11 protein-coding genes and 1 pseudogene are annotated in these 12,959 nt (G+C 68.9%); 9 read left to right on the top strand and 3 right to left on the bottom strand.

Features of this window, described 5'->3' with window-relative positions:
- The first annotated feature begins 167 nt into the window (after window positions 1-167).
- The 3 genes from metH to FCI23_RS05825 all read left to right on the top strand — a co-directional run bounded on the left by metH (window position 168) and on the right by FCI23_RS05825 (window position 6,691).
- Entirely contained in the window at window positions 168-3,674 is a 3,507-nt protein-coding gene (gene metH / locus FCI23_RS05835; protein WP_136722368.1) for a methionine synthase, read from the top strand.
- Between the two features lie 124 nt (window positions 3,675-3,798).
- The gene (locus FCI23_RS05830) at window positions 3,799-4,500 is read left to right on the top strand and encodes an HAD family hydrolase (RefSeq protein WP_136722367.1); all 702 of its coding nucleotides are present in this window, start codon (window positions 3,799-3,801) and stop codon (window positions 4,498-4,500) included.
- 601 nt (window positions 4,501-5,101) lie between these two features.
- Window positions 5,102-6,691 carry an ABC transporter substrate-binding protein gene (locus tag FCI23_RS05825; protein WP_136722366.1) on the top strand — a complete coding sequence of 530 codons (1,590 nt, stop codon included), beginning with the start codon at window positions 5,102-5,104 and terminating at the stop codon, window positions 6,689-6,691.
- A gap of 78 nt (window positions 6,692-6,769) precedes the next feature.
- On the opposite strand, the gene FCI23_RS05820 is transcribed toward FCI23_RS05825, so the two are convergent.
- Window positions 6,770-6,955 carry a hypothetical protein gene (locus FCI23_RS05820; protein WP_136722365.1) on the bottom strand — a complete coding sequence of 62 codons (186 nt, stop codon included), beginning with the start codon at window positions 6,953-6,955 and terminating at the stop codon, window positions 6,770-6,772.
- Between the two features lie 205 nt (window positions 6,956-7,160).
- Window positions 7,161-7,280: pseudogene (locus tag FCI23_RS05815) on the bottom strand (transcriptional regulator); the annotation flags it as partial.
- Between the two features lie 68 nt (window positions 7,281-7,348).
- On the opposite strand from FCI23_RS05815, the gene FCI23_RS62285 reads away from it, so the two are divergent.
- The 6 genes from FCI23_RS62285 (at window position 7,349) to FCI23_RS05785 (ending at window position 12,058) form a co-directional block, all read left to right on the top strand.
- Window positions 7,349-7,483: a hypothetical protein gene (locus FCI23_RS62285; RefSeq protein ID WP_265737723.1), complete on the top strand. Its 135-nt coding sequence runs from the start codon at window positions 7,349-7,351 to the stop codon at window positions 7,481-7,483.
- A gap of 161 nt (window positions 7,484-7,644) precedes the next feature.
- Complete coding sequence (locus tag FCI23_RS05805) at window positions 7,645-8,121, top strand: NUDIX hydrolase (RefSeq protein WP_136722364.1); 477 nt, start codon at window positions 7,645-7,647, stop codon at window positions 8,119-8,121.
- Window positions 8,122-8,290: 169 nt separating this feature from the next.
- The gene (locus FCI23_RS05800; protein WP_136722363.1) at window positions 8,291-9,334 is read left to right on the top strand and encodes an ABC transporter substrate-binding protein; all 1,044 of its coding nucleotides are present in this window, start codon (window positions 8,291-8,293) and stop codon (window positions 9,332-9,334) included.
- Complete coding sequence (locus tag FCI23_RS05795; RefSeq protein ID WP_136722362.1) at window positions 9,334-10,179, top strand: ABC transporter permease; 846 nt, start codon at window positions 9,334-9,336, stop codon at window positions 10,177-10,179. The genes FCI23_RS05800 and FCI23_RS05795 overlap by 1 nt, the downstream gene beginning before the upstream one ends.
- Complete coding sequence (locus tag FCI23_RS05790) at window positions 10,176-10,934, top strand: ABC transporter ATP-binding protein (protein WP_136722361.1); 759 nt, start codon at window positions 10,176-10,178, stop codon at window positions 10,932-10,934. The genes FCI23_RS05795 and FCI23_RS05790 overlap by 4 nt, the downstream gene beginning before the upstream one ends.
- A complete protein-coding gene (locus FCI23_RS05785) occupies window positions 10,931-12,058 on the top strand; it encodes a phosphotransferase enzyme family protein (protein WP_136722360.1) in 1,128 nt (375 codons plus the stop codon). The genes FCI23_RS05790 and FCI23_RS05785 overlap by 4 nt, the downstream gene beginning before the upstream one ends.
- Here the strand turns inward: FCI23_RS05785 and FCI23_RS05780 are convergent.
- Window positions 12,032-12,904, bottom strand: a complete 873-nt coding sequence (locus FCI23_RS05780; RefSeq protein ID WP_136722568.1) for a helix-turn-helix domain-containing protein — start codon at window positions 12,902-12,904, stop codon at window positions 12,032-12,034. The two genes, FCI23_RS05785 and FCI23_RS05780, sit on opposite strands and share 27 nt — an antisense overlap.
- Window positions 12,905-12,959 lie beyond the last annotated feature (55 nt).

Raw genomic sequence — 12,959 nt, 5'->3', positions numbered from 1 at the left:
GTTGGACGATGCCGACCACATCATTCCAGAGTCGAGTGTGGCACTTTTCGTCCGCCCCTCGGAATGCCTTCTGTCCATGTGCGGGCTGACGGCTACGCTGGCCAGGTGCGGCCCGGTCAGCCCGGGCCCGTATAGCCGACAGCCGTCGCACTCCAGGGAGCATCTCCATGGCCTTGCCGTCCCCCGCATCCACCAGCGCGTCCCGGATCGCCGCACTCCGGGAGGCCCTCGCCACCCGCGTCGTGGTGGCCGATGGAGCCATGGGCACGATGCTCCAGTCTCACGAGCCGACCCTGGAGGACTTCCAGGACCTCGAAGGCTGCAACGAGGTCCTGAACGTGACCCGCCCGGACATCGTGCGCTCGGTGCACGAGGAGTACTTCTCGGTCGGCGTGGACTGTGTGGAGACCAATACCTTCGGCGCGAATCTCGCGGCGCTGGGCGAGTACGACATCCCCGAGCGGATCCACGAGCTGGCCGAGGCCGGCGCCCGGCTGGCCCGCGAGGTCGCCGACGGCTTCGCCGCCGACGGCCGGCCGCGCTGGGTGCTGGGCTCGGTGGGTCCGGGCACCAAGCTGCCGACGCTGGGCCACGCCCCCTACGAGGCGCTGCGTGACGGCTACGAGCGGAATGTCGCCGGACTCATCGCGGGCGGCGCCGACGCGATCCTGGTGGAGACCTCCCAGGACCTGCTGCAGACCAAGGCCTCCGTCACCGGGGCGCGGCATGCGCTGAAGGCGGCGGGGGCCGACCTGCCGCTGATCGTCCAGGTGACGGTGGAGACCACCGGCACCATGCTGCTCGGCTCGGAGATCGGCGCCGCGCTGACCGCGCTGGAGCCGCTGGGCATCGACATGATCGGGCTGAACTGTGCCACCGGTCCGGCCGAGATGAGCGAGCACCTGCGCTATCTCGCCCGGCACGCGCGGGTCGCGGTGTCCTGTATGCCCAACGCGGGCCTGCCGGTGCTGGGGAAGGACGGCGCGCACTACCCGCTGTCCCCCGGCGAGCTGGCCGACGCGCACGAGGTGTTCGTCCGCGAGTACGGGCTGTCGCTGGTCGGCGGCTGCTGCGGGACGACGCCGGAGCACCTGCGCCAGGTCGTCGAGCGGGTCCAGGGCCAGGAGATCACGCCGCGCAGCCCGCGCCCCGAACCGGGCGCCGCCTCGCTGTACCAGACGGTCCCCTTCCGGCAGGACACCTCCTACCTGGCGATCGGCGAGCGCACCAACGCCAACGGCTCCAAGAAGTTCCGTGAGGCCATGCTGGACGGCCGCTGGGACGATTGCGTGGAGATGGCCCGCGAGCAGATCCGCGAGGGCGCCCACCTGCTGGACCTGTGCGTGGACTACGTCGGCCGGGACGGTGTCGCCGACATGCGGGAGATCGCCGGGCGGTTCGCCACCGCCTCCACCCTGCCGATCGTGCTGGACTCCACCGAGCCGGCCGTCCTGCAGGCCGGGCTGGAGAAGCTCGGCGGCCGCGCGGTGCTCAACTCGGTGAACTACGAGGACGGCGACGGCCCCGAATCCCGTTTCGCCCGCATCACCTCCCTCGCCGTCGAGCATGGCGCGGCGCTGATCGCCCTGACCATCGACGAGGAGGGCCAGGCCCGCACCCCCGAGCACAAGGTCGCGATCGCCGAGCGGCTGATCGCCGACCTCACCGGCAACTGGGGCGTGCTGGAGTCCGACATCCTCATCGACTGCCTGACCTTCACCATCTGCACCGGCCAGGAAGAGTCCCGCAAGGACGGCCTCCACACCATCGAGGCCATCCGCGAGCTCAAGCGCCGCCACCCGGATGTCCAGACCACGCTGGGCCTGTCCAACATCTCCTTCGGCCTCAACCCGGCCGCCCGCGTCGTGCTGAACTCGGTCTTCCTCAACGAGTGCGTCCAGGCCGGCCTGGACTCCGCCATCGTCCACGCCAGCAAGATCCTTCCGATCGCCCGCATCCCCGAGGAGCAGCGCGAGGTCGCCCTCGACCTGGTCCACGACCGTCGCCGCGAGGGCTACGACCCGCTTCAGGCGTACCTGGAGCTCTTCGAGGGCGTCGACCTGAAGTCGGTCAAGGCGGGCCGGGCCGAGGAACTGGCCGCCCTGCCGCTGGACGAGCGGCTGCAGCGGCGAATCATCGACGGCGAGAAGATCGGCCTTCAGGCCGATCTCGACGAGGCCCTGACCGCCCGGCCCGCTCTGGAGATCGTCAACGACACGCTGCTCGAGGGCATGAAGGTCGTCGGCGAGCTTTTCGGCTCCGGCCAGATGCAGCTGCCGTTCGTACTGCAGTCGGCGGAGGTGATGAAGAACGCGGTGGCCTATCTGGAGCCGCACATGGAGAAGACCGACGACGAGGGCAAGGGCACCATCGTGCTGGCCACGGTCCGCGGCGACGTCCACGACATCGGCAAGAACCTGGTCGACATCATCCTGACCAACAACGGCTACACCGTGGTCAACCTCGGCATCAAGCAGCCGGTCTCCGCGATCCTGGACGCCGCGCAGGAGCACCGGGCCGATGTGATCGGCATGTCCGGGCTGCTGGTGAAATCCACGGTGATCATGAAGGAGAACCTGCAGGAGCTCAACCAGCGCGACCTGGCCGCCGAGTACCCCGTCATCCTCGGCGGCGCCGCCCTGACCCGCGCCTATGTGGAGCAGGACCTGCACGAGATCTACCAGGGCGAGGTCCGCTACGCCCGGGACGCGTTCGAGGGCCTGCGGCTGATGGACGCTTTGATCGCGGTCAAGCGCGGCGTCCCGGGGGCGGCCCTGCCCGAGCTGAAGCAGCGCCGGGTCCCCAAGCGTGAGGCGGTGGAGCAGGAGCAGCCGGAGGAGAACCGGGGCCAGATCCGCTCCGATGTCGCCGCGGACAATCCCCTCCCCACGCCGCCCTTCTGGGGCAGCCGGGTCATCAAGGGCATCCCGTTGAAGGACTATGCCTCCTGGCTGGACGAGGGAGCGCTCTTCAAGGGGCAGTGGGGCCTGAAGCAGGCCCGTACCGGCGGGCCCACGTACGAGGAGCTGGTGGAGTCCGAGGGCCGGCCGAGGCTGCGCGGCCTGCTGGACCGGCTGCAGACCGGCAATCTGCTGGAAGCCGCTGTGGTCTACGGCTACTTCCCCTGTGTGTCCAAGGGCGACGACCTGATCATCCTGGGCGAGGACGGCACCGAGCGGACCCGGTTCACCTTCCCCCGGCAGCGCCGTGGGCGCCGGCTTTGCCTGGCGGACTTCTTCCGGCCGGAGGAGTCCGGGGAGACCGATGTGGTCGGCCTCCAGGTCGTCACCGTAGGCAACCGGGTCTCGGAGGCCGCCAACGAGCTGTTCGCCACCGACTCCTACCGCGACTACCTGGAGCTGCACGGCCTGTCCGTCCAGCTCGCCGAGGCGCTGGCCGAGTACTGGCACGCCCGGGTCCGGTCCGAGCTGGGCTTCGCGGGCGAGGACCCGTCGGATGTCGAGGACATGTTCGCGCTGAAGTACCGGGGCGCGCGTTTCTCCCTCGGTTACGGCGCCTGCCCCGACCTTGAGGACCGCGCCAAGATCGCCGGGCTGCTGGATCCCGGACGGATCGGCGTCGTGCTCTCCGAGGAGTTCCAGCTCCACCCGGAGCAGTCCACCGACGCGTTCATCATTCATCATCCCGAGGCCAAGTACTTCAACGCGCGGTAGTCACCCCGCTCGTCGTAGACTGGACGGTCCGGCAGAGGCCGGTCGCCGCCCCACCACCGTGGGCACGCGGCGACCGGCCTTTCTGCCCCCCAGGAACCCCTGGAAGAACCGAGGAGTGGGGCATATGACCAGCAGCGTTCCCGCCGTGGATATCCGTTCCGTTGATGGCGCAGCACTGCAGGCGGTGCTGCTCGACATGGACGGCACCCTGGTTGATACCGAGGGCTTCTGGTGGGACGCGGAGGTCGAGGTCTTCGCGGAGCTCGGCCATGCGCTGGACGAGGCGCACAGAGAGGTCGTGGTCGGCGGCCCGATGACCCGGTCGCTGGGCCATCTGATCTCCGTGACCGGGACCGACGCGACTCTGGCGGAGCTCAGCGCGCTGATCAACCTCCGCTTCACCGAGCTGATCGGGCGGGGGGTGCCGCTGATGCCGGGGGCGCGCCGGCTGCTGACCGAGCTGGCGGCGCACGAGGTGCCTACCGCGCTGGTGTCGGCCTCGCACCGGCGCGTCATCGACACGGTGCTGGTCTCGCTGGGGCCGGAGCACTTCGCCTTCTCGCTCGCCGGCGACGAGGTGACCCGGACCAAGCCGCACCCGGACCCCTATCTGCTGGCCGCGGCCCGCCTGGGCGCCGACCCGGCGCGCTGTGTGGTGATCGAGGACACCCCGACCGGGGTGCGGGCCGCGGAGGCGGCCGGCTGCCGGGTCGTGGCGGTGCCGTCGATCGCGCCGATCGGACCCGCGCCCGGCCGCACGGTCGTCGGCTCCCTGGAACATGTGGACCTGTCTTTTCTGCGCTCTCTGGTTACGGACGCGTACTGAGCGTGTTCCATTCAATAGCGCCGAAACTGTCGGCGGTTGCCCGATCATTTTCCGTGACGAATGCGCCGCCGAAATCCCCGGCCCCAGGGGATGGGCGAATGCGTGATACTTGTCACTCCCAACCCGGTCGACAGACGGCCCGTCATCTGATCCACAAAGCTGGGTCGAGGGACTTCGAGCGCCGATGCGTCCGGTTTTCCACCTGAGGGAGTCTTTCGTTCTGGTGTCCGAATATCGGTGCGTGACCTGCCGTTATCCTGCCGTGATTCCGCCTCGACTTCTCCGTGTCCTCGGTCCGCAGGCACTCACCACTACTGTCTTCGCAGGTCAATGCCGAATCAAGCGGACGGCATTTCAGCAGGGGGTTTCGCCTGATGTCACGCAGTGAGCGCGCCCGTCCCGGGCCGGGGGCCGCTCCGCGACGCGCCGGTCCTGAACAGACCTCCCCAAGTTCACCCCATCCTGGGTGCCCGGCCCCCTCAATCTGGGTATCGTCGCCCGAGATTCAAGGCGCCCCGCATGCCGCGACCGACGGCCGGTACATATGACGCACTTGCACAACACCGCACGGCCGAGGGCCGGAAGAGGGAGATCAACGAGGATGAAGCGCAAGCTATTGGTGCTGCCGGCGCTGCTGGGCACGTTCGCGCCCATACTGGCCGGGTGCGGTGACTCGGGCACCGGCAGTAGCGGCGGCAAGGCCATCGTCATCGGCTCGACGGCCACCATCGCCGTATCGAAGGACACGCCTGCGCCGCTCGATCCGGCCACGTCGTACGACAGCGACACATGGAACATCTTCTTCAACACCTTCCAGATGCTGCTGCGCTACCCGCGCAGCGGCACCACGCCGGAACCCGACGCCGCGAAGAGCTGCCGCTTCACCGACAAGCAGTCGGAGACGTACCGGTGCCAGCTCCGCTCCGGACTGACCTTCAGCAACGGCCACACGCTGAACGCCGAGGCCGTCAAGTACTCCGTCGACCGGATGATAAAGATCCAGAGCGACACCGGCCCGGCCTCACTGATGTCGGGGGTCCAGAAGGTCGAGACTTCCGGGGACGAGGTCATCTTCCACCTGAAGAGCCCGGACGCCACCTTCCCGTTCAAGCTGGCGACACCCGCCGCGGCCATCGTGGACCCGGCGGTGTACCCGGCGGACAAGCCGTACCCGGGCCTGAAGATCGTCGCGTCCGGGCCATACAAGCTGGACTCCTTCACCGCCAGCAACGCGGTCTTCTCGGCGAACACCTCCTACCACGGCGACGTCTCTCGCAACAACAGCAAGATCGAAATGAAGTTCTTCAACGACTCGGCCGTTATGGAGAAGGCGATCGCCGCCGGCACCATCGATGTCATCGCCGGCGCCGGCGTCCTGAAGCCGAGTCAGATCAACGAGCTCCAGAACGGCAAGTACAAGAACGTCAACCTCTCCCAGACCTCGGGCACCGAGACCCGCCTCCTCTTCTTCAACACCGCAGAACCGGCAGTGAAGCCGAAAGCCGTCCGAGTGGCGATAACCCAGATCCTGGACCGCGCCGCGCTGGTCCGCGATGTCTTCCAGCGCACCAAGGAGCCGTTGTACTCCGTGGTGCCGCAGGGCATCACCGGGCACAACAACGCCTTCTACAACCTCTACGGGGAGGCGAACCCCGCCGCGGCCGCCAAGACCCTGCAGAACGCCGGTATCACCTCCCCGGTGAAGTTCACCTACGCCTACCGCACCAGCGCGGGCGCCTCGGCCAGCGAGGAGGCTCTGTGGCTACAGAAGTCGCTCAACAATACCGGCCTGTTCGACGTGTCGATCAAGGAGGTGCCGTACTCGAGCTTCCTCGGGGACGCCCTGGCCGGTAAGTTCACCGTCTACGGTCTGGGCTGGATTCCCGACTTCCCGGACCCGGACAACTACATAGCCCCGTTCTTCAGCGACAACTTCCTTAAGCTGCCGTACGAGAACAGCGCGATCAAGTCCTCCCTGCTGCCCAGCACGCGCCAGAAGTCGTCGCGCCCGAGCACCAGCACCGACTTCGAGAAGATGCAGAACCTCATCGCTCAGGACCTCCCGGTGATCCCGCTCTGGCAGTCCAAGCAGTACATAGCCACGCGTGATGACATCACCGGCGTCGAGTGGACCTTGAACTCCACCTCCACCGTCCAGTTCTGGGAGCTCGGCAAGGGCGTGACAAGCTAGTCAGCCGGCCGCGCGGAACCCGGGCCCTTGCGCCCAGGCCCCGCGCGGCCGATCCGGGTCTGGAGTGGACACCGGACGTCACGTCACCGTCCAGCGGCAGATCCTCGGCCGCATCGAAACCATGACCCGCGAGTCGGGCACCGCGGTGCTGCTCATCAGGCACCATCTGGCGCTGCCGACCGCGCCCGGCGCCTCGTCGTCATCTCCCAGGGCAAGGTCGTCGAGACCGGTCCCGCCCGGCAGATGGTGGACGCTCCGCGGCATCCGTACACCCGGCCCTGGTGACGGCCCGCCAGGGGCGGTCCGGCCGCTTCCGCTGCGGCCGCGTGGCATCTTCCGTACCGCGTACAGGGCTTCGCGTCTCCCGTCACTGGAGACTCAAGTCCTGGATCCGCGTGGCCCCGGATTTCCAGGTCGGCGTCTTCGATGGCGAGGTGGTGCGGGCGGCGTACCAGGCCGGGCTGTGCGGGTCGGCGAGGCGTACGTAGCGGTACCGGCCCTGGCGCTTCTCGGCGAGCAGCCCGCCCGCGGCAAGCCGGCCCAGGTGCTCGCCGGCGGTCCAGGCGCGGCCGTTCACCAGGGCGGCGAGAGGATTGCCGGGGCGTTCGTGTTCGTTTCGTACCACCGCTTCAGCATGGGGTACAGACGGTTCGGCGATTGCCGGAATATGCGCGGGGGCTCGCCGCGGACGCCTCGGGGCAGGACCGTAGACTGGCGCTGTTGGAAGGCGTGATCCCCTATTTCTCCCGGCCGCTGATCGCCCGGCCGCTGACATTGATCGCCCCGACCTGAACCGACGCGGAAGGGCGCTGGGGAGTGATCGACGACATGCGGATGGGCACGTACGCCCACTGGCCAGCGGGGCATGGCGCGGCGGCGTACGCGGCAGGGCGGGAGCGCCCGTTCACCGATGGCTTCGCCGGCCACCTGCTGGATGCAGGGGTGCATTGACCATGGATTTGGATTCCGCGCTTGTTGTCAATGGGGTGCCGCGCCATCACGAGATGATCGGCGTGTACGGGCTGCTGCTGCGCGATGACGCCGTGCTCCTGGAGCTCCGGGCCGGCACCGGCTGGTACGACGGCCACTGGCACCTGCCTGCCGGGCATGTGGACGCGGGCGAGTCCGTGGTCTCCGCGCTCGCCCGGGAACTGGGCGAGGAGCTGGCGGTGGGCGTGGCCGGCACCGATCTGGAGCTGCTGCACACGATGCACTGCCGCACTCCCGGGACCTCGTACGCCTGGATCGATGTCTACTTCGGGCTGCATGTGTGGACCGGCGAGCCGGTGAACGCCGAGCCGCACCGCTGCGCCGAGGTGCGCTGGTGGCCACTGGACTCCGTACCGCCGAACACCGCGGCGCCCGCTATGCAGGCGCTCGGGCACATCCGGCGCCGCGAGCCGTTCTCGCTCTGGGGGTGGGAACGGTGAGCCGCCACGGCCAGGCCGGTGAGCTGACCCGGCGGATGCCGCCGCACTTCATACGGACCAGCAGCGCGCTCTGTCCCGCCCTACCGCCCCTCTGAAGCCCGCACCCCGCAGCCCGCACCCCGCAACCCCGCACCCCGCACCCCGCACCCAAGAAGGAACCCCCTCCGTCATGAGACGCCCTGATCTTCTCCGTACCGTGCCCGTCGTGACAGCGGCCGCCCTGCTGATGGCCACCGGTTGCTCCTCCGGCGGCAGCTCGTCCTCGGCCGACGGGAGCGGCGGCGCCACCCGGGTCACTCTCGCCCTGGACTGGACGCCCAACACCAACCACACCGGCATATACGTGGCCCAGCAGCTCGGCTGGTTCAAGAAGGCCGGGATCGACCTGAAGATCGTCCCGTACGGCTCGACCGCCCCCGAGACGCTGATCGCCAACCACAAGGCGGATTTCGGCATCTCCTACCAGGAGGGCATCACCACCGCGCGCGCCGCCGGGCAGGACATCACCTCCGTCTACGCGGTCACCCAGAAGACCGATGTCACGGTCGCGGTCCGGGCGAACCGCACGGACATCTCCTCGCCCAAGGACCTGGACGGCAAGACCTACGCCGGCTTCGGCGCCCCCTACGAGAAGCCGCTGCTGCAGAAGGTGATCCAGAACGCGGGGGGCAAGGGTGACTTCAAAGAGGTGACGCTCAACACGTCCGCCTACGCCGCGCTCTACGCCGGCAAAGCCGACTTCGCGATGCCGGAGCCGACCTGGGAGGGCCTGGAGGCGAAGCTCACCGGCAAGCCGCTGAAGAACTTCCAGCTCTCCGACTACGGCTTCCCGGCGATCTACTCCACCGTCATCGCCTCCTCCGACCAGTATCTGGCCAAGAATCCGGCGATCGCCAAGAAGTTCCTGGCAGCGGTGAACAAGGGATACGAGTACGCGGCCGACAACCCGGACAAGGCCGCCGACCTGCTCATCAAGGCGAACAAGAGCGTGCTCACCAACACCGAACTGGTGAAGGAGAGCGAGCAGCTGCTCGCCAAGGATTACTACCGGGCCGCCGACAACAGCATCGGCGGCCAGAGCAAGGAGCGCTGGCAGGCCTTCGCGGACTTCGAGTTCAAGGCCGGGCTGCTCTCCGACGCCAATGGCAAGAAGCTGACGAAGGCCCCCGACGCCTCGACCTTCTTCACCACCAAATTCCTGCCGGGGCAGTGATGGCGGAGCACCAGGGGCAGGAGCAGCAGGAGCAGCAGCGCCGGCAGCGCCGGCAGCGACGGCGGAAAACCGTCCGGCGGGCACTGACGGCCGTCTGGCCGCCGGTGGTGCTGCTGGCCGTGGTGATCGCCGGGTGGCAGGTCTACACCAGCGCGGCCGGGGTGGACCCCGCCACACTGCCCAGCCCGGCCCGCGTCGTCGCGCAGGGCTGGGCCAACCGTACCGACCTGTGGGACAACACCGTGCCCACATTGCAGGAGACGGTGCTCGGCTTCGGCGTCTCCTTTGTCGCGGCGTGGCTGGTGGCGATCCTGCTGGACTTCTCGCCGGCGGCGCGCCGGGGCATGTATCCGCTGCTGGTGGCCTCCCAGACGATCCCGATCGTCGCCGTCGCGCCGCTGCTGATCATCTGGTTCGGCTTCGGCCTGCTGCCGAAGATGCTGGTGGTCACCCTCACCACCTTCTTCCCGCTGGCCGCCAACCTGGCCGCCGGATTCGCCTCCACCGACCGTGAGGCGATGCGGCTGCTGCGCTCGCTGGGCGCCGGACGGCTGCGCATCTTCCGGCTGGTACGGGTGCCCAGCGCCATGCCGTACTTCTTCGCCGGACTGCGGGTGAGTATCACCTATGCGGTGGTCGGCGCGGTCTTCGCCGAGTACGCGGGTGCGGAGAAGGGTCTGGGCATCTACATGCAGGCGCAGAAGAGCGCCTTCCGCACCGACCTGGTATTCGCGGCGGTCGCGGTGACCGCCGGGCTCAGCATCGCCCTCTTCGGGGCCACTTATCTGCTCCAGCGGCTGGTCATGCCGTGGGAGCGGGCGCTGACGGAAGAGGACCGGTCGTGACAGATCTCCGGTTGGACATCCATGGCGTCGGCAAGTCCTTCGGCGGCCTCGAGGTGCTGCGGGACCTCGACCTGGCGGTACGGCCCGGCGAGTTCGCCGCCGTCATCGGGCCGAGCGGCAGTGGCAAGAGCACGCTCTTCAATCTGGTCTCCGGGCTGGACACGCCCTCCACCGGCGATCTGCTGATCGACGGGGAGCCGGCCGACCTGCGGTCCGGGCAGGTGGCGTACATGCCCCAGAAGGACCTGCTCTTCCCCTGGCGGACCGTCCTGGACAACACGGCGCTGGGGCTGGAGGCGCAGGGCGTACGGCGGCGCGAGGCGCGGCGGCGGGCCGGTGAGCTCTTCGGGGTGTTCGGCCTGGACGGCTTCCAGGGCTCGTATCCCTTCCAGCTGTCCGGCGGTATGCGGCAGCGCGCCGCCCTGCTGCGCACGGTGGTGCTGGAGCGGCCCGTGCTGCTCCTGGACGAGCCCTTCGGCGCTCTTGACTCGCTGACCCGCACCGAGATGCAGCTGTGGCTCGCGGACATGTGGCAGCGGTACCGCTGGACGGTGGTCCTGGTCACCCATGACATCCGCGAGGCCGTGCTGCTGGCCGACACCGTGCATGTACTCTCGCCTCGCCCGGGCACGGTCATCGAGCGCATACAGGTGCCGCTCCCCCGGCCGCGCGGCATCGACGACCTCACCGAGCCGGCATTCGCGGCGGCCGAGCGGCATGTTCTCGGGACTCTCCAGGGCAGGCTGATCCCATGACCGGGCACCTCGTCCACGGCATGGGCACCGAACCCGTAGCCCCGGACTGGCCGCCGCTGACGGCGGCGGAGGTCGGGCGGGTACTGGGTGCGCCGGTACGGGTGCTCTGGCACAGCCCACGCCCGCTGTCGGCGGCCGCGCTGGTGGAACAGGAGCGGCTGCTCTTCGTCAAGCGGCAGCATGCGTCGGTCCGTACGGTGGAGGGGCTGGCCGAGGAGCATGCCTTCCTGCGGCACCTGCGCGGGCGCGGCGCCCCGGTGGTGGAGGTGCTGGCGGCGGTCCGGCTCGGCGAGTGGGTCTACGAGGTGCACACCGCCGGCGAGGGTGCCGATCTGTACCAGGACGCGCTGTCCTGGTCGCCGTTCACCTCCCCTCGACACGCCCGGGCAGCCGGTGTCGCGCTCGCCGGGCTGCACCTGGCGGCGGAGGGGTATGACGCGCCGCGCCGCGCGGTGCAGCCCCTGGTGTCGTCGTTCACCGTCTTCGCCGACCCCGAGGACCCGCTGGGCGCGCTGGAGCGATACGTGGCGGACCGCCCGGCGCTCGCCGCCGCGCTGGAGGGCCGGGCCTGGCGAGCGGACACCGCGCGGATCCATCTGCCCTTCCACGAGCGGCTGGCGCCGCTGCTCGGCAAGCTGGAACCGCTGTGGACGCACAACGACTGGCATGCCTCCAACCTGCTCTGGGACGAGGCCGGCTCCGAGGTGTCGACCATTCTGGACTTCGGGCTCAGCGACCGTACGACGGCCGTCCACGATCTGGCCACCGCCATCGAGCGGAACGTCATCCAGTGGCTGGAGCCTTCCTGTCCGGTGCGCTATGACGACCTCGACGCCCTGCTGGACGGCTACACGTCGGTGCGGCCGCTGAGTGCGGTGGAGGCCGCTGCCCTGCCGGAGCTGCTGCCGCTGGTGCACGCGGAGTTCGCGCTCTCGGAGATGGGGTACTTCCACGGCGTCGTGGGCTCCGCCGAGAACGCCGGGCTCGCCTACGACTACTTCACCGAGCACGCCCAGTGGTTCACCACCCCGGCCGGCCGACGCCTCCTGGTCCGGCTGCGGGCCGCCCTTCCTGTCGGCGGCAGTGCCGCCGGTCACTCAGCGCCCGGGCAAATCCGCACCTAGGCGCTTGAGGATGTCCTCGGTGCTCTGCGGCGCTTCGGCCTGCACGCACGCCCCGTCCAGCGCCTCAAGGAACACCGATACGTCCTCGTACCGGTCGAAGTAGACCGCGTCGCGAAGATTCTCCGCACACACGATGTCGGGCAACTCCCGGACCTGGAAACGGAAGATATGGAACGGCCCGTACATCGCCGGATGTGTTCCCGCCGCGAACGGCATCACCTGCAGAAGCACATTCGGCTTCTTCGCCGCCTCGATCAGCGCGGCGATCTGGCCCCGCATCACATCCGGTCCGCCGACGGGGCGGCGCAGCACCGTCTCGTCCATCACCACCCAGAGCAGCGGCGGGTCGGGCCGGGCGAGCATCTTCTGACGCTCGGTCCGCAGCGCCACCGCCCGTTCGAGCATCTCCGCGGAGGCTTTCGGCATCCCCGCGCCCAGTACGGCGCGGGCGTACTCCTCGGTCTGCAGCAGTCCGGGCACATAATGCGGCTCGTAGGCCCGGATCATGCTGGCCTCGCCCTCCAGACTGACGAAGGCGCTGAACCAGTCCGGCAGAACATCGCGGAAATCGTGCCACCAGCCCGGCTCATTACCCTGCCGGGCCATGGTGAGGAAGCACTCGGCCTCACTCTCCGGGATCTCGTACAGCCGCAGCAGCTTCTCCACGTACGGGATCTTCAGGCCCACCTCGGCCTTCTCCATCCGGCGGATCGTGGCATGGGTGACGTCCAGCGTTTGCGCGGCCTGCTCAAAGGACAGCCCCGCATTCTCCCGCAGCTCACGCAGCCGCTTGCCGAGCACTAACCGCAGGACGGTGGGAGCGCCGCCCGACCGCCGCTCTGCGATCTCCATTGGAAGATTATGCCACGGAAGGTGACCGAATTGTGGCCGACGGTACGTG

It is taken from the genome of Actinacidiphila oryziradicis, from assembly GCF_005047355.1.
GTDB classification, from domain to species: domain Bacteria; phylum Actinomycetota; class Actinomycetes; order Streptomycetales; family Streptomycetaceae; genus Actinacidiphila; species Actinacidiphila oryziradicis.
The sequence above is the reverse complement of the archived record's forward strand: the minus strand, read 5'-3'. Positions and strand labels throughout refer to the sequence as shown.

Excerpts from the sequence above, each read along its gene's own strand:
- metH (WP_136722368.1), top strand. The coding sequence starts at position 168 with ATGGCCTTGCCGTCCCCCGCATCCACCAGCGCGTCCCGGATCGCCGCA.
- FCI23_RS05830 (WP_136722367.1), top strand. The coding sequence starts at position 3,799 with ATGACCAGCAGCGTTCCCGCCGTGGATATCCGTTCCGTTGATGGCGCA.
- FCI23_RS05825 (WP_136722366.1), top strand. The coding sequence starts at position 5,102 with ATGAAGCGCAAGCTATTGGTGCTGCCGGCGCTGCTGGGCACGTTCGCG.
- FCI23_RS05820 (WP_136722365.1), bottom strand. The coding sequence starts at position 6,955 with ATGCCGCGGAGCGTCCACCATCTGCCGGGCGGGACCGGTCTCGACGAC.
- FCI23_RS05805 (WP_136722364.1), top strand. The coding sequence starts at position 7,645 with ATGGATTTGGATTCCGCGCTTGTTGTCAATGGGGTGCCGCGCCATCAC.
- FCI23_RS05800 (WP_136722363.1), top strand. The coding sequence starts at position 8,291 with ATGAGACGCCCTGATCTTCTCCGTACCGTGCCCGTCGTGACAGCGGCC.
- FCI23_RS05795 (WP_136722362.1), top strand. The coding sequence starts at position 9,334 with ATGGCGGAGCACCAGGGGCAGGAGCAGCAGGAGCAGCAGCGCCGGCAG.
- FCI23_RS05785 (WP_136722360.1), top strand. The coding sequence starts at position 10,931 with ATGACCGGGCACCTCGTCCACGGCATGGGCACCGAACCCGTAGCCCCG.